Genomic DNA, 16,794 nt, shown 5'->3' with positions numbered 1-16,794 from the left:
AATCGAGTAGGAGAAAATGTCTCATTATAAAGACATTTTCGACCTCTCACGCCACCGTGCATACGGTTCCGTACACGGCGGTTCAATCAACTTAACAAGTGACACACCTTTCGGTGTAGTAATCTAACATAGAGATTAGTCCGTATGAGGCTAATCTCTTATTGCTTATGGCTTGGGATATATCAGATGCACGACAGACTCTCGCGTATCCTTTTGAATATGCGGTTCTCCATGCAGCCCATTTAGTAACTCCAAGCTTTATAAGATTCTTTGCCCTGTTTTGTGGAGTTTTCCAGTGTTTCCAAATGCACATACGAAGCCTATATCGGATAGTGCCGTCCATGTTATAGCAGATATTTCTCATTGTTCCTATCTTGAAATAGTTAATCCATCCTCTGATAAGCTGATTGAGCTTCTCCACCTTGTATCTGTTGCTAACGCCCCAGCTACGACATGTAAGTTCTTTCATTCTCTTCTTAAACTTCGCTACTGATTTCGCATGTGGTTTTGCCTTAAACTGATGTGCTTTTGAGTCAAAGTAGAATCCAAACCCAAGGTATTTAAGTCCTTGTGGTTTATCGACTTTACTCTTGGTCATGTTGACCTTGAGACCTAGTTTCTCCTCAATGAATCGAGAGATATTTCTCATAACTCTATTAGCAGACATTTCGCTACCAACCATGATGATACAATCATCTGCGTATCTTACAAAGTTAAGCCCTCGCTTTTCCATTTCCTTATCAAGTTCATTCAGCATGATGTTTGCCAATAATGGCGAGAGATTACCTCCTTGTGGTGTTCCCACAATGGAGTCCTCATACTCATCATCAATCATGATTCCACTGACCAGGTATTTCCTAACGATAGAAATAACATCTCCATCTTTAATCGTTCTACCTATGATAGTCATAAGTTTGTCGTGATTTACTGTGTCAAAGAACTTTTCCAAGTCAATATCTACAATCCAATCATTACCGTCATTCATCATGTCGAGCGCTGTTAGGATTGCTTGCTGTGCACATCTATTCGGTCTGAATCCATAACTATGGTCATGGAACTGTTCCTCGTAGATTGGTGTTAAGACCTGTGCGATAGCTTGTTGTATGAATCTGTCTGTTACTGTTGGTACTCCTAGGTTTCTGACACCACCATCGGGCTTTGGTATCTCCACTCTTCGTACTGGCTGAGGTTTATATTTTCTTGTCCTCAACTGTTCCTTGATGATTTCGCCGTTCTTTGCAAGATGTTCCTTGAGTTCTGTGTACTTCATTCCGTCCACTCCCTCTGCACCTTTGTTTCGCACGACTTGCAGATATGCCCTATTGAGATTATCACTAGATAGTATCTGCTCCATTAGACTACTTGTGTCCATGCGTTCTTTCCTTTCCGCCTCGCTTGATCTGACCACCCTTCACCCGATTGGTTACGGCAGATGTTGTCATTTCTGCAACACGAGACATACTCAAACTTATTGATTGTTCACCCCTTCACTCCATCCCCATTACAGAGACTTCTTTGCTACTATGGGTTCGGCTGACTTCTCACAGTTCGTTGTTACTAGGCTAATGGAACCTCTGTGAGACCTCCACGCTTAAGGTGCACGCTCTTTCTCTCCATATATCCGCCACATTTACTCTGCTACTACAAATGTGATAGTTATTAGACTTCGTTGCTTTTGGCCAACTTATCTCTCGTAGCCTAGCCTTATATGTGATTTCTGTCCGTCGGACCAGAGATTTGCTTACAGCTTCCTTCAGATTCCACCTCACAATGGACACCCTTGCTGTTCGGCTATACACTTCCCACTATCTGGGCGTGTTCGGGACTTTCACCCGTTAGAGCGCGCCCATGGCGCGCAAACCAAAAAGAGGCGCCGGGAACTAATCCCTGCGCCTCATATTTTTAGTTGTAGTTAGTATCAAACGGTGTAAGCATGATCATTCCTTCCGTGGAATCCGAATAGGTCACCTTCACTGCTTTGGGATAATCAATCTTATAGTCCAGAATATATCCCTCCTTCGTTAATGCTTCCAATTCTTCGCTTAATCCTGACAACGCGGCATCCTCAGAGGTGGCATTTTTCAAAACGTTCGTCACTCTTTCCGAAACAACACTGATATAATCACTGCTCATAACTGCCGCTGCCTCCTTATCACCGTTATCGGTTATCTTGCGGTTACATCCGCAAAGAATGGAACATGAAATTATTGCAATCAGTATAACTGTTCGAACTGCATTTTTCATCATTTTACGACCACATTATCAATTATACCTACTGTATCAAATACTGAATCGCCTTCATCAAATGTCACGAATTCAAGTGTTACTCTCTGATTTCTGAGCGAAGACAGATCGTAGGAAACATCCTTCCACTTCGTATGATAAACAGTATCATCACCTTCGTCAAAATCTATATTAAAGATTTCGTACCATGTGGAAGTATTAACTTCTTCACGTGCAAGCTCTACAATCAGATTTCCGTTAGTATCCAGGAGACGGGCTATAAATTTGTCATCAAACTCAGTATTAACATATTCCAGAGGCTCTTCGGATACCACGTCATATGTAAAGCTGAGCGAGTTTGCATCCGAAGGAACCACAAAGGTCTGTGAAAGTACGCTGCCCTCTGTGCCTTCCTCCTTCTGAGTATCGTAAGAAGAAGAGGAGGATCCGATACCGGTTGTGATGATTGCCATCTTTTTACCATGAGTGGGTGATAATTCCGCAAGTCCTGTTATGGTTCTTGCATCACCCAGATGATACCATTCTGTCAAAGTAGGTGTTAATTCGAAGCTTCCGTTTTTGAAATCATCTGTGAACAGCACAGTATTGGTTGATCCTGAAAGTATAGGGTATGCTCCGTGTCCGTCATTTACCCCGTATGTTGCCGTTGCACTTGCGAATGCGTCGCCTGTTGTCTTACCGGAAGCAAGTCCTGTAACAAATGCCTTCATAAGATTTCTGCTGTAGATTGCAAGAACTGAATTATGGAAGCCCACAACCGTACTTGCTCCGCGTCCTAAGAACGCTGATGAAAATTGATTATTTACAGCCGTTCCCTCGCCCATAAAATCACAGGTCTCAGAGAAAAGCACTTTTCCGTTCAGTGCACTAACACCAAGGTTTGCAGTGAAGAATGATGGCTTAGCCCAGTAGTAAGTTTTACCATCCATAAGTATAGTTCTTACTACTCTGCCCTTTATCAGATCTGCATAATATGCGTTATCCTTAGCATCAGTAACCTCTTCATAGGTACACATGAAAAGATCATTTCCATAAGAGGATCCATGCATACTGAAAACAATAACATCATAGGCTGACATAGCTTTGAAGTCTTTTAAGGTAGCTTCCTTCATAGTTGTTGTCAGTCCCATTCCATTCAGTTCCGGAATGACTTCGTCGTTATAATATGCCTTTCTCCAGCCTACTTCATTACTTCCGCTAAAACCGAAGTATATGATAGCTTTTCCGATTGATCCTGCAGTATTTGAGCTGTTACGCACAATCGGTGCAAGAGATTCCGACTTAATCATTGTATCCCAGAGTCCGCTTCCCTTGGGATTACGAACTTTTCCGGTACCATTACTCTTAATTGTATTCTCTTCAAGAGATACTGCACCTGTGGTGCCATCAGTATATTCAAAGGTTATAACATTTGATTCACTGTCAAATGTTCCGACAGATTTAATATTTCCGGAGTTTTTCTGTTCATTTAAGACATTCTGAACTGCTGTCTTTTTTACTTCGATGGTGGCATTTGGATTAAGAGTTTCCGTTACCTCTTCGATGGCATTATCCGCTGCTGTCATCTCTTCTCTATTTTCAGCGGACATTACGGAAACAACATCAATATCAACTGTGTCAGAGGTTATCTCCTCTGATCCCACATATGCCTTTACATAATAGCTGTAACGACCGTTATTACCTGATACAAACCTTTTGTAAGCAGAGTAAATCTGGTCTCCCTTCATATCATCGCCGCTATCTTTATAAACTCCGTCATCCTCCATCGCTTTTACAAAGTTGCCATTGGAGTCATAGAGTTCAACTTTATCTACATTTACAGCGACTGTGGCATATAAATATACCGTATTGTCTGTGGTTCCTGCTACAACACTATTACTTGAAGCAGTCAGGGTTACAAGGCCTGAATTCTTTGATGCGGAACCTATGGTTGACTCTGATGATCCACCTGAGTTACCGGACTCACCTGAGCCATTTGTGCCATTTGTATTATTTGTATTATTTGCATCCTTGGAATCCTTTGAATCCTTGGAATCTTTGCCGTTTTGTGTTGCACCGTTTACCTTAACAAGTAAAGATGCGCTTTTCTTACTTCCGTCATTAGCTGTTGCTGTTATTGTTGCAGTTCCTTCTGCTTTGGCAACAATAAGTCCTGATTCTGAAACTGATGCAACAGACTCATCTGAACTCTTAAAGCTTACTGTTTTAATAGAAGCATCCAAGGGTTCTACTTTTGCTGTTACCTGATAATTCTGTCCCGCATTAAGTTCTATCTGCTGGTCCCCAATGGATACAGTGCTTACGGGTGAACCTACATAAATAGTACATTTTGCACTTTTCTTTGTGCCCTTTATTGTAGCTGTAATAACTGTTTTTCCCTTTTTAACAGCCTTTACGTTGCCCTTGCTGTCAACGGTTGCTACCTTTGGGTTTTTACTCTTAAATACAACTGACTTCTTTTTAGAAGATGTTGTTGCCTTAAGCTTTACTTTTTTGCCCTTCTTAAGGGTGTACTGGGAATAATTGAGGGTAATTGATTTTTCCCCCGAAGATGCCTTCTTTGCCATTACTGACATAGAAGTCGGCGAAACGCCGGAAAAGACAATTAACATTGTCAAAGCAATAGCGAGAATTGATTTGATTCGATTCATAATGAACAAATCCCCTTTCTAAAAAACCTTCGCTTCGCAAAGCTAAGGTTCTCAGAAAGTGCAACTGGCTGACTTCTTAATGAAAGTCCCTATAGCTTTGCGTCCTATGGTCACCCATAGTTTGCCGAAATATGTTTTGTCGCAGAACAAAAAACAGTAACTGTAGTCTATTCTCCGATTTAGTTTCCGTCAATCAGACTAATTCTAAAATATTTATAAACGAATTGCTTTATATTCAAAATTTAATAATTCCCTTAAACTCTTCTATTTTCCTGATATTTCTCTTTGTATCAGCAAATTTAGTTTCCGCACACCTGACATAGAATATTCTTTTTATCGTTGATATCTATTTTTATAAAGGTTAAAGTTAACAAAAGCGACTTCTCACGTTTCCCAAAATCGGCCCTCAAAAGAAAAACTATCCCCATCGTATATAATAGAAAAACCGCTCAAACGAGCGGTTACTTCTTAGCAAGAACATGTATTGTATCCAGTGTCTGTGTGCATTTGTCCTCAAAGTCATCATCCTCTGCCCTTGAGAAGACGATTGTGAAGACCTTGTTTTTGGATAGAACTATTGCGGTAGCCTGGTGGATTGTCTGCGTGTTCTCCGGGGTAAAAGATGTCCTTATCATATATCCCGGGAAGCCGTCATACTCCATATTTTCAAAGGATTCCAGAGTGAAGCCGATGTTTTCTCCGTAGAGACTTTCGTAGTTTTCCTTTTGAATAGTCTCATACATCTCTGCGGTGAGTTCATCATACCTATACTCGATGTTGGTAGCATCCTCGGATTCCCCTGCTGCCCTCTGAGCATTGGTAAGAATCTTCTTTTCCGGAAGAACCGAAACCTCGTAAGTAATGTTTGCGGATTCCAGCGGATAGTGCTCATTTACAAATACTCCGGGTTCATCTGAGGCCTTAAATCCCATAGGCACGAAAAACGTACAGGCAAGTGCTTCCGGAAGCTTTGACATACCTCCGACCTTGGATTCATCACCTGATCCGGAAGAATTCTCAGAATCCGCATCCTTAATCATGTCATCCAGAACCGCGCCCGCACCTGCCGAAGCCAGCGTGCTAATCCTGCTGTTCCCAAGCGTGAATACCGTAAGTATGAAGATAATTGATAAAAATCTTTTTCTCAAATGTCTCTCCTATATATCTATAGAAATAATCTTTCTGTAATCAGCTATCCTCTTGTCTGTCTTCTCATTTTCGCGATAGTTCAAACACATCAAACCAATATCGCTCATTCAAATAGCTGCCAATGTTCTTATTTTCGATTCCGGCAGGTGATTCCTTCCAGTCCTTCAGAATGTCCTCTCGGGAATTAAAGCTTCCAATGAAAAGCACTCTCCTTCCACTGTCCACAAGCTCCTGAACTTCCGGGTATTCACTTATAACCTGTATCCCCGGTAAAGTACTCTCAAGAATGCTATCCGTTATCGCTCCGTATAGATAAACCTGTACCGGAAGCTCTTTTCCCGCATCTCCCACTATGTCACAGTATCCATTCGCATAGTACATTGAAAGAGCCGCTACCTGTTCAAAATTACAGATTAGTATCGGCTTCTCCGAAAGCGAGTCTTCATCGGTGTCTTCAGAACCGTTGCCTTCATATATATCCTTCCAGAACTGCTCCGTCTGTACCATATTAACACGTTTATAGAGCTCATTTCCACGGAAAGCCCAAAAGTCTCTGATACAGAAAATAGTCATCAATGTATACAGAAGAAGTCCTGCAAATAGGAGTTTTCCACGTTCTCCATTAAAGAGCCGCTTAGCAGCAATCAGTACTGAAAGCCACATAGCTCCCATAGCCGGAATCATGTACCTGTATATAAAAACAGGTCTAAGTAAAAATGACACAGCAAAGCCAAAGGCAATAATTCCGATTATCGGCATGAAGCAGAGCCACATATAGGAGTCCCTGATATTGCAAAATACCACTGCTGCCACCAGCACAAACATCATAACCGCAAGAACAGTTGCAAGTTTATCATTAAAGAATCCGGGCTTCATCAGGAACTTGATAATTCCGCCAAAGCTCCTTAGAGACAGCGGCTGAATCCAGTAATTGGATGAGACTGATCTCGCCTGCGAAAGCACCACGCTTATCCAGGGCACATAGCAAACCGCAGTCATGTTGGCACTGATAAGCAGGATTCCAAGTTGATATACATTTTTCCGAACCGACCAAATGATCAGGAACAGATATACCGCAGCCACTGCGACAGCAGCATAGTACTGAGTATAGCAGGCTAACAGCCCATATATAAATAAAGGAAAAATCTTCCCCCACTTCAGTCCCTTTATCTGCTTATCCTTTTCAGTCTCAATAAACGGCCCGACGTGTATGCAAAGTGCTGTCACAAAAAGCATAACCCAGCTGTACATACGCACTTCAACCGCATAATCAGCCATCTGCGGCATTGCAATCACAGCGCAGGAAAAAAGTCCTCCCACGAGAATTCCGTAGCGCTTTCTGATGATGGTGAGCGCATACAGAAAGAGAATGAACAGCGGAATTACACTCGCCAGTTTTGCATACATGATCTGCATGCTCCCCAGGGCAGCTCCGCTATTTACAAGTCCGGATGACATGAAGGAATTGCCAAAGGGTGTGAGCGCCTTAATCACGAAATGGACGATAATATAATACAGCGGCGGGTGAACATCCGCCGCTGTTAATTTAACCATCTCAGAAACAGGCTTAGTGGCAAGCTGCATGCTAAAGAGCTCGTCGTACCATATGTCGGGACTAAAGCAAAGATATGATGAAAAGATAATCATTGCTGAAGAAATCAGGTATAGAAGACTTCCGCAGATTATTTCGGCTTTGTCCCACGTTTTTTTTGAATCGTTAAGGAGTGTCATTAATCCCCTCATCCGGCGCTTCGCGCCACCTTCCCCAGTGGGGGAAGGCGTTTATTTCTGATTAGTTTTTTTACTCTACACTATCAATAAGCTCAAGTGTGTGCTCAGCGTTCATCTTCTTGCACATCTCAACGAACTTATCGAGAGGTACGTTCTGAATCTGCTTATTGGAGCCGCGAACGTTGATTGAAACAGTGTTCTCAGCTGCCTCCTTGTCACCGAGTACAATGATGTAAGGATCCTTGTAGTTCTTGAACTTCTTGATCTTCTCCTTCATGTTGTTGTCGGAGTAATCAGCCTCAACATCGATGCCGTTCTCGTAAAGAAGATCTGCAACCTTTTTAGCATACTCATTGTGCTCAACGCGGATAGGAACGATACCTACCTGATAAGGGCTGAGCCAGAACGGGAAAGCACCCTTGAAGTTCTCGATAATGATACCTATGAATCTCTCAAGTGATCCGTAGATCGCTCTGTGAATAACAACAGGCATCTCAAGACTTCCGTCCTGAGCCTGATATGTAAGGCCAAAGTTGTGAGGCAGCTGATAGTCAAGCTGTACTGTTCCGCACTGCCACTCTCTTCCGAGCGCATCCTTAATCTGAAGGTCGATCTTGGGACCGTAGAAAGCACCGTCGCCTTCATTTATCTCATAGCCATCCTCGCCATATTTCTTATCAAGAATGCTCTTAATAGCAGCCTCAGCTCTGTTCCAAACCTCGATATCGCCCATGAAGTCCTCGGGACGTGTTGAAAACTCAGCTCTGTAAGTTACACCGAATGTCTTGTAGATCTCGTCTGCAATTGAGATGATATCTGCAATCTCATCCTGGATCTGTGACTCCATTACGAATGTATGGTCATCATCCTGTCTGAACTCCTGAACACGGAAAAGACCGTTCATCTGTCCTGACTTCTCTTTTCTGTGAAGTACATCATACTCGCTGTAACGAATAGGAAGTTCTTTATAAGAATGAACTGTTCTCTTGTAAGTCATCATAGCGTTAGGACAGTTCATAGGCTTAGCGCCCATTGTATCAAGCGCTTCTCTGTTGTAGATAACCGAGCCTCTCTCAATCTTTACGGGAGCCTTAGGTGCATCCTCATCCATACTCTCTGCTACATCCGGAATATTTGTATCAGCCTGAACGTGACCTGCGATTCCGGGCACTATGAACATGTTGTTGATGTAGTGAGCCCAGTGACCACTGATGAGCCACAGCTTCTTATTATCGATAAGAGGAGCTGCGATTTCTGTGTAGCCATGTCTCTCCTGAATATCTCTTGAGAATTTGAGGAGCTTCTGGTACATCCTCCAGCCTCTGGGAAGCCAGTAAGGCATTCCGGGAGCTGTCTCATCAAACATGAAAAGGTCAAGCTGAGCGCCGATCTTCTTGTGATCGCGCTCCAAAGCTTCCTGGATCATCTTGAGGTGAGCCTTAAGCTCATCCTTTGAAGGGAAAGCGTAGAGGTAGATTCTAGTCATGGAATCTCTCTTCTCATCACCTCTCCAGTAAGCACCTGATACAGCCTTCAATTTATAGGAAACATTCATCAACTCCTGAGAGTTCTCAACGTGAGGTCCGCGGCAAAGATCGATGAAATCATCACCTGTATTATATGTAGTGATTGTCTCACCTTCGGGAAGGTCCTCGATAAGCTCGGTCTTGAATTTCTGACCTTTGAAAATCTCGAGAGCCTCAGCCTTGGACACCTCTTTTCTTGTCCAGTCCTCTCTTCTCTTGATGATCTCGCGCATCTTATCCTCGATGGTCTTGAAATCATCCTCAGTAACAGCCTTAGGCAAAACAAAGTCATAATAGCAACCGTCTGCCACCTGCGGACCAATTGCGTACTGTGTCTCCTCACCGTAAAGCTCGATTACGGCTTTTGCCAGGATGTGTGCCAATGAATGGCGGTACACTTCTTTGAATTCTTCTTTTGTCATTGTTCTCTCCTTCCGTACCTACCGGGTACAGTTATTTTTTATTAAAAGCCCCTCATCCGGCGCTTCGCGCCACCTTCTCCCAGTGGGAGAAGGCTTATCTCCTGCCTTCCCCTTGGGGGGAAGGTGTCTGCGTTAGCAGACGGATGAGGGGTCCTTTTATATCAGAGTTTACCCTCTCTTAGAACTTACCCTTACCGTGGCACTTCTTGTACTTCTTGCCACTTCCGCACGGGCAGGGATCATTGGGATAAACCTTGTTCTCCTTGCGTACGGTCTGTGAAGCCTTCTGCTCCTTGTAGAGCTCCTTCTGCTTCTCCTCTGAGAAGATATCATTCCACTCCTCAAGGCCATAAAGCCAGTCAGCACCTGCTGCTACCATGTTCTTGTAGAGAAGTTCCTTATCGAAGCCAAGCTGAACCTCTGTGTCCTCTTCCATTGCTTCGATGTCGTTCTGCTCCTTAAGTGAATCGTTGATTCCATCAAGGAAACCTGTCATTGTCATGATATCGATGCTATATTTCTCAGCAAGCTCCTTAACTGTTCCCTTTACAACTTCGTCGGGATTCTTAAGAAGCTCTGCATAGATCTCTTTTTCCTTCTGAAAATAATCTGTCCAAAGTTTCTGCAGCTGGGCCTTATCAGCTTTCTCTGAATAAGCCATATCGCGCCACTCTTTTAATAATGCCATAATGTGTAACCTCACTTCCAAATAATAGTATTTCGAAATCAACATAAACAAGATGTTAATCTTTCATATTATAGTATCTTTTCATTGTTATGTAAACGTTTGGGATATTTCGGGGTTTCTCAGATGAAAATGGCAGATTTAGCGGTCCGCATTTTTCAAACAACTATATCTTGGATTTTTTAATAATATATGCTATTATAAGTTGAATTTTAATGGGGGTTTTTATGGCAGATATTAATAAACCAAAAAAACACAGGCATAAACGCCACTACACATTTATGATTATTTCGGGGGATTCCGACGGGAGCAGCGGAAGCTTCCATGTGGGACATGTAGCAGCTCAGGTTCTGGCATTTTCCATATTTGCGATCTTTTTATTCCTCATATGTTATGTCATCCACTCAGCTATCACACTCTCATCTCTGAAAAAATATACAGTCCAGCAGAGTGCTCAGATAGAGGAACTCGATACAGCAAACAAGGAACTCATTCAGAAAAACTCCGAGCTTGAGAATGAAGTATCTCAGCTCAGTCAGGCGCTCAATCAGAAGGTTGAGGCGGAGGCTCAGACCGCAGCCGAGGAACAGCAGCAGTACATCCCCTCTCTTCTTCCTATCTCAGGAACAGCATCGATGGAGAATTCCTACGACGATCCTAATTCTAGCGAGATTGAACTTCAGGCGGACGGCGGCGAAGAAAACGCTGACGAAGAAGGTGCGGAGGGCGAAGATGCAGAGAAGACTCCTGTTGATACCACAGGACTTGATCCCATCCTCATTCTTACCACCGAGGCCAACTCTACTATAATTGCTTCAGCTTCCGGCACAGTAACCAGCGTTACTGCAGATGTAAAATACGGAAACAGCGTGACGATTGACCACGGCAACGGCTATATAACCATTTACAGAAATGCCGGCGAGAGCCTCGTTCACGAAGGTGACAGTGTTGCCAAGGGTGCTACCCTTTTCGTTGTCGGAGAAAATAATACAAAGCTTGGATATCAGATCAAGCAGGACGGGGTTTTTGTCAATCCCGAAGAGATGGTTGAGATTAACGGTTAATAAAGCCGCTAAAATAGGAGGAATACAATGGCACTTTTTAACAGTTCAAAATCAGACGGTTCAATTGATGTTGCTGCGGAGCCGATAACAACGTTTATCGCATCCGGCGCTACTTTGGATGGTCCGTTCACCGCTAAGGAGAGCACAAGGGTTGATGGCACCATCAACGGCAATGTTTCCGTAGGCGGATCACTCATTCTTGGTCAGGAAGGAAAAATCGTAGGCGCAGTTACCGCCACAAATCTTTTCCTTGCAGGTGAAATTCAGGGCAACGTAAACTGCTCTCAGGGTAAAGTTGAAATCAGTGACACAGGAAAGCTTGTCGGAGACCTGGCCGCAAAAACTCTCGTAATCGATGAAAATGCAATTTTCCAGGGCCAATGCAAGATGACCGCAGAAAAGACCTCTGCTGAAACAGCCAAAGAAAGAGCTGCTACTACTTAATATAATACGCCCGCCGAAATATATATGAAATTTCTCGCTCGTTAGCAAAGCTATAATCGCTTGAAATATCATATATATTCCGGCGGGCTTTTTATTCTCCCTCATCCGGCAGCGTTGCTGCCACCTTCTCCCTAAGGGAGAAGGCTTTAATCTTTATCTTATCTCCCACGAAGAGAAGATTTACCACTTACTGTTCTTTCATTTTAGAGAATACCAAAGCGTAGCCGTCGTCGCCATAGTTCAATGATCGGTTAACTCTGCTGATAGTGGCGGTTGAAGCTCCGGTCTTCTCTGCTATCTCGAGATAGGTCTTATGCTTTCTGAGCATGGCTGCAACTTCAAATCTCTGGGAAAGAGACATAAGCTCATTCACCGTGCAAAGATCCTCAAAAAAGCTATAGCACTCTTCCTTATCATCAAGTGACAGAATGGCCTCAAATAAGTGATCAACAGCCTCTGTACGAATTTTCTTATTCATTATTATCCTCCGTGTGATAAAAAATATCATTGCCCTCTAATGCATAAAAAAATGAAGCAACTATATCCAAAAAAGCAAATAAATATGTTGAAACATAATTTACTTTATTTCGTCAATTCACTTCACTGCTTGCATATTTTAACACACTAAACAATTAAAGTAAAGTGATGCTATCATAAGTATTGTAAATTGTGATTTTTTTCGCGAATATTTTAATAATTTCTTTACTTTTAATGCCCCGTATGATATCCTAATTATGTTGTTTTAATACAACATATCGTCAATTGATGTACTCGTTTGACGATAAGAACTATTTTTTATTTTTTAGTGGAGGTAAGCTATGAACAAGGGTACAGTTAAGTGGTTCAACAACCAGAAGGGTTACGGCTTCATTTCTGATGAGGCAGGCAATGATGTATTCGTACATTATTCCGGACTCAACATGGAGGGCTTCAAGTCTCTCGACGAAGGCGCTGCAGTTGATTACGACGTAATCCAGGGTGAAAAAGGACCCCAGGCCGTTAACGTAAACAAGCTTTAATTAGCGGCAACATTTAATCAAGACTACAATGTGCCTTATTCTTAATATATAGAATCAGCAAGTGTACAAATGATTAATCAACTAACCCATCCGTTTTCGGATGGGTTTTTTGAGGCCAGACCATCTTTCATTTCTTCCAATCTCATATATAATCCCTACGATTTTATAAGGTTTTAATCTAATTTTATACCTACTTAATTTTATCCCTATCACGTTTTTGTTATGATTTAATTGTGTTCGATTTTTCTTATGGAGGTATCACAATGCGAAAACGTAATGGATCTTTAATGTATGTCTTAATTGCAGTCATAGCCGGTGCTGTTATTCTGACCGGTATTATCATTGAGCTTTTTACAATTAATAGCACAATCGCTACGACAAAAAAGCAGACCGCCGCATATAGACAAAGGCTGTTGGAGGACCAGCAGTCAGAGCTTCGAAATCAGGTTCAGAACGTTGTCAGCCTGATTGAACAGGTTCATAAAGCTGCAGAGGCCGGTGCCATTACAGAGGACGATGCCATGCGAATCGCCGCTGAATATGTCCGCGAACTCCGCTACATGGACGGCGACGGATACTTCTGGATTGATACCACAGAAGGTGTCAATGTCGTGCTTCTGGGACGTGAGAATACCGAGGGAAAAAGTCGTATAGATTCCTGCGACCCCAACGGCGTATATATGATCAAGGATTTCATCGCAAATGCTAAGGCAGGCGGTGGTTTTTCCTATTTCAGTTTTCCTAAGCCCGATGAGACAGAGCCGCTCCCGAAGATGGGTTACACTATGCTCTACGAGCCCTATAACTGGGTTGTAGGAACCGGTGTATGGATTGATCACATCGATGCTCTCGAAGCAGAATATAAAGCTGAAGCAGAGGCTTCTCTGCGGAACTCCATCATCAAGTCAGTTATCGTGCTGATTGTCATGATCATTCTCGGCATAATTCTTGCATTTTATATCGGCAAAAAGATAAGTACTCCCATTGTTCTCGTTGCAAAAGAGATGGAGCGAATGGCAAACAGCGACTTTAGCGATAACAGTGACATACAAAAGGTTCGTCCGTTAAAAACACATAATAATGAGATTGGTCTTATTTCTGAAGCCCTCGATCTCATGCATACCAATATCCGTGAACTCATGGCAAAGATTTCAGATACTACAGCATACGTTGCATCTGCATCTGAGGAGCTTTCCGCAAGCGCTTCACAGTCAGCACAGGCCAGTGAAATGGTTGCAAACTCCTGCACAGTTGTAGCTAACTCCTGCAGCGGCCAGATTACTGCTGTATCCGGAGCAAGCAATGAGACTCAGCAATTTGTCAATAACATGCAGGAATTCCAGGATGCAATTGTTACCTCCAATGACATGATAAATGCTACAAACGAAGCTGCTACAAAGGGTGCTGCCGACATGAACCGCGCAACAGCCATGATGGATACGATAAAAGGATCCGTGGAAAATACTGCTACTATGGTTGAAGGTCTTGGCGATAAGCTAAAGAATATCGACGCCTTCGTTGATACAATTGCAGAAATCGCTAGCCAGACCAATCTCCTGTCACTCAATGCAAGTATTGAGGCGGCAAGAGCCGGCGAAATGGGTAAAGGCTTCTCTGTAGTTGCCAGTGAAATCAGCAAGCTCGCAGATCAGTCAAACGAAGCAGCCAGCAAGATCACTGCTCTTATCGGTGATATAATGACAAGCTCCGAAGAAGCTGTAGAATCCATGCGAGAAGGTGCCCAGAGTGTTATTGAAGGTTCTGAAGTCGTTAACGAGGCCGGTGATACCTTCAACGAGATTGTAAGCCGTGTTCACTCTGTATCCGAGCAGAGTGCCCGCATGAGTGAGATTGTTGACCAGCTTTCAGGCGGTACCGAGACTATTGCCAACAATATTCAGAAGATCGAGGAAATGAGCGCCAACGTTGCCGACGAGACTCAGAATGTATCCGCTGCATCACAGCAGCAGACAGCTTCCACCCACGAGGTTGCGGAAGCCTCCGACAAGCTCGCCGAGAACGCCCAGGAACTCCAGGACTTCGTTGCAAAATTCTCACTTTGATATAATACGGTCCCCCGGAGTGTATATATTCATCACCGATTTCGTTGCACTTCGTGCATAATCGATCGGGTGTTGAACATATACACTCCGGGGGACCTTACTTCTATGATATAAGGAGGAGTTTGTTTTGAAATTTATTAATTCTAAAAAAGTGTTTTTGGTGTCTGATGAGGATTGTATAAGAGAGAGTATTGGTTTTATTGAGGATACCCTAAAGAGTGTTGATTTAAATAAAAAGCATTTGATAAAGACTATTCTTATTGCAGAAGAAACGATTGCTCAGCTCATAGAGAGGATACCGCCAAATGGGCATTTTTCAGTATGTGTGAGAAAAATGCTCGGCGAGGCGGAAGTTGTTATAACTGCAAAAGGAAGCGAATATCATCCTGATACTTCAGTCGCAGATGGAATTGATAATCTCGGAAAGCTTGAAGATGAGGATGCTCAGGACATAATACGTTCCTTACTCCTAAAAGCCCATGGTGAGGATTATAAAGTAAGTTATAAAAACGGAACCAACAAGATCAGAATTCTCGCCTGCGGCGCAGAATCTTCAATGCTTATTAATACTATGATCTGTCTTGGGCTTGGACTTATTTTTGGAGTTCTGTTGCAAACAGTAATTCCGTCGCAGGTTGCAGATGGTATTTTACAATATGCTCTGGATCCTGTAAAAACAGTCTTCATGAACTGTCTTAAAATGATTATCGCACCGGTGGTCTTTTTCTCGATCGTATCCTGCATATCGCAGTTTAAGGATTTATCCCAGCTCGGAAGAATCGGCGGCAAGGTTATGAGCATGTATCTGTTTACAACAGTGCTTGCTATTTTGATGGCCATGGGCATTTCTATGCTGATAAAACCGGGAGAATTGGGATTTGCTCTTACCCTTACTGATGTATCACAAAATGTATCAGTAAATACAACTGTCGATACATCTCTTCTTCACACAATTGTAGGCATTTTCCCTTCGAATTTTCTGCAGCCGTTTGTAGATTCCAATACCCTGCAGATCATTTTTCTTGCTGCCCTGACCGGAATAGCTGTTGGGATGATCGGTGAATACTCATCGTTTCTGGGAAAATTCTTCGAGGCCTGCAATTCACTTTTCCTTACCATAACGACAATAATTTCAAAATGTATTCCTATCGCTGTATTCTGTTCTGCATCAATTATGGTTAAAAATCTTGGCGGAAAGTCACTTATTTCGGTTCTGGGATTTTTCTTTACTCAGCTGTTTGCGATATTCTGCATGCTCATAATCTATGGCATTCTGATTACCATTATGGGAAGGCTGAATCCGTTTACGTTTTATAAAAAGAACAGAGAAGGCATGCTTACAAGCTTTACTCTTTCATCAAGTAATGCAGCAATGCCTACCAATATGCGAATCTGTACCGATAAGCTCGGGATTTCTCCGAAAGTTTGCAGTTTTTCCATTCCGCTTGGTGCCACGGTAAATATGGATGGTGCTTGTATTTTTCTGGTAACCGCAGGATTGTTTCTTGCCAGAGCTTATGGAATCAGCATTCCTGCTTCATCGTACTTTTCACTTGCTATCACTATTATCCTACTGTCACTCGGTTGCCCGGGTGTGCCGGGATCCGGACTTGTGTGTCTCGGCATTGTCTTGGGGCAGATTGGCGTTCCTCTGGAAGCTATCGGAATTGTGATGGGAATTCACCCTATAATAGACATGATCGATACCATGTCGAATACTACAGGCGATGTTGCCGCCGCCCTCATAGTTGCCAAAACCGAGAACCTATTGGATTTGGATAAATTCAAAAACTAAT

Annotated in this window: 13 protein-coding genes and 1 riboswitch; of the genes, 5 read left to right on the top strand and 8 right to left on the bottom strand. The window is 42.8% G+C overall.

The genetic code is table 11. From position 1 onward, the window contains the following. Positions 1-91: 91 nt before the first annotated feature. From ltrA to G630_RS0111690, 7 genes are all read right to left on the bottom strand, one after another. Positions 92-1,372, bottom strand: a complete 1,281-nt coding sequence (gene ltrA / locus G630_RS0111720) for a group II intron reverse transcriptase/maturase (RefSeq protein ID WP_026498521.1) — start codon at positions 1,370-1,372, stop codon at positions 92-94. A gap of 530 nt (positions 1,373-1,902) precedes the next feature. Continuing rightward, positions 1,903-2,247 (bottom strand): hypothetical protein, encoded by a 345-nt coding sequence (locus G630_RS0111715; protein WP_022761596.1) that lies wholly within the window; start codon positions 2,245-2,247, stop codon positions 1,903-1,905. Then, entirely contained in the window at positions 2,244-4,895 is a 2,652-nt protein-coding gene (locus G630_RS23640; RefSeq protein ID WP_049946188.1) for an Ig-like domain-containing protein, read from the bottom strand. The genes G630_RS0111715 and G630_RS23640 overlap by 4 nt, the downstream gene beginning before the upstream one ends. A gap of 56 nt (positions 4,896-4,951) precedes the next feature. Then, a riboswitch (cyclic di-GMP riboswitch) is annotated at positions 4,952-5,031 on the bottom strand. A 325-nt stretch (positions 5,032-5,356) separates the two neighbouring features. Beyond that, a complete protein-coding gene (locus G630_RS0111705) occupies positions 5,357-6,043 on the bottom strand; it encodes a hypothetical protein (RefSeq protein ID WP_022761594.1) in 687 nt (228 codons plus the stop codon). 64 nt (positions 6,044-6,107) lie between these two features. After that, positions 6,108-7,775 carry a hypothetical protein gene (locus G630_RS0111700; RefSeq protein WP_026498675.1) on the bottom strand — a complete coding sequence of 556 codons (1,668 nt, stop codon included), beginning with the start codon at positions 7,773-7,775 and terminating at the stop codon, positions 6,108-6,110. A gap of 70 nt (positions 7,776-7,845) precedes the next feature. After that, the gene (locus G630_RS0111695) at positions 7,846-9,723 is read right to left on the bottom strand and encodes a threonine--tRNA ligase (RefSeq protein ID WP_026498674.1); all 1,878 of its coding nucleotides are present in this window, start codon (positions 9,721-9,723) and stop codon (positions 7,846-7,848) included. A 178-nt stretch (positions 9,724-9,901) separates the two neighbouring features. Next, positions 9,902-10,411 carry an SEC-C metal-binding domain-containing protein gene (locus G630_RS0111690; protein WP_022761591.1) on the bottom strand — a complete coding sequence of 170 codons (510 nt, stop codon included), beginning with the start codon at positions 10,409-10,411 and terminating at the stop codon, positions 9,902-9,904. Between the two features lie 224 nt (positions 10,412-10,635). On the opposite strand from G630_RS0111690, the gene G630_RS0111685 reads away from it, so the two are divergent. Continuing rightward, positions 10,636-11,472, top strand: coding sequence for a peptidoglycan DD-metalloendopeptidase family protein (locus tag G630_RS0111685; RefSeq protein WP_026498673.1), 837 nt, complete (start codon positions 10,636-10,638; stop codon positions 11,470-11,472). A gap of 27 nt (positions 11,473-11,499) precedes the next feature. Then, a complete protein-coding gene (locus G630_RS21675) occupies positions 11,500-11,916 on the top strand; it encodes a bactofilin family protein (RefSeq protein ID WP_022761589.1) in 417 nt (138 codons plus the stop codon). Between the two features lie 187 nt (positions 11,917-12,103). On the opposite strand, the gene G630_RS0111670 is transcribed toward G630_RS21675, so the two are convergent. Next, positions 12,104-12,394: a YerC/YecD family TrpR-related protein gene (locus tag G630_RS0111670; protein WP_022761587.1), complete on the bottom strand. Its 291-nt coding sequence runs from the start codon at positions 12,392-12,394 to the stop codon at positions 12,104-12,106. Positions 12,395-12,734: 340 nt separating this feature from the next. Between G630_RS0111670 and G630_RS0111665 the strand changes: the two genes are divergently transcribed. From G630_RS0111665 to G630_RS0111655, 3 genes are all read left to right on the top strand, one after another. Next, the gene (locus G630_RS0111665) at positions 12,735-12,935 is read left to right on the top strand and encodes a cold-shock protein (protein ID WP_022761586.1); all 201 of its coding nucleotides are present in this window, start codon (positions 12,735-12,737) and stop codon (positions 12,933-12,935) included. A gap of 263 nt (positions 12,936-13,198) precedes the next feature. After that, the gene (locus G630_RS0111660; protein ID WP_026498672.1) at positions 13,199-14,998 is read left to right on the top strand and encodes a methyl-accepting chemotaxis protein; all 1,800 of its coding nucleotides are present in this window, start codon (positions 13,199-13,201) and stop codon (positions 14,996-14,998) included. A gap of 127 nt (positions 14,999-15,125) precedes the next feature. Further along, entirely contained in the window at positions 15,126-16,793 is a 1,668-nt protein-coding gene (locus G630_RS0111655; protein WP_026498671.1) for a dicarboxylate/amino acid:cation symporter, read from the top strand. Position 16,794: the final 1 nt, after the last annotated feature.

Source organism: Butyrivibrio sp. WCD2001 (assembly GCF_000424485.1).
GTDB lineage: Bacteria > Bacillota > Clostridia > Lachnospirales > Lachnospiraceae > Butyrivibrio.
This window is presented reverse-complemented; position numbering and strand designations above follow the sequence as displayed.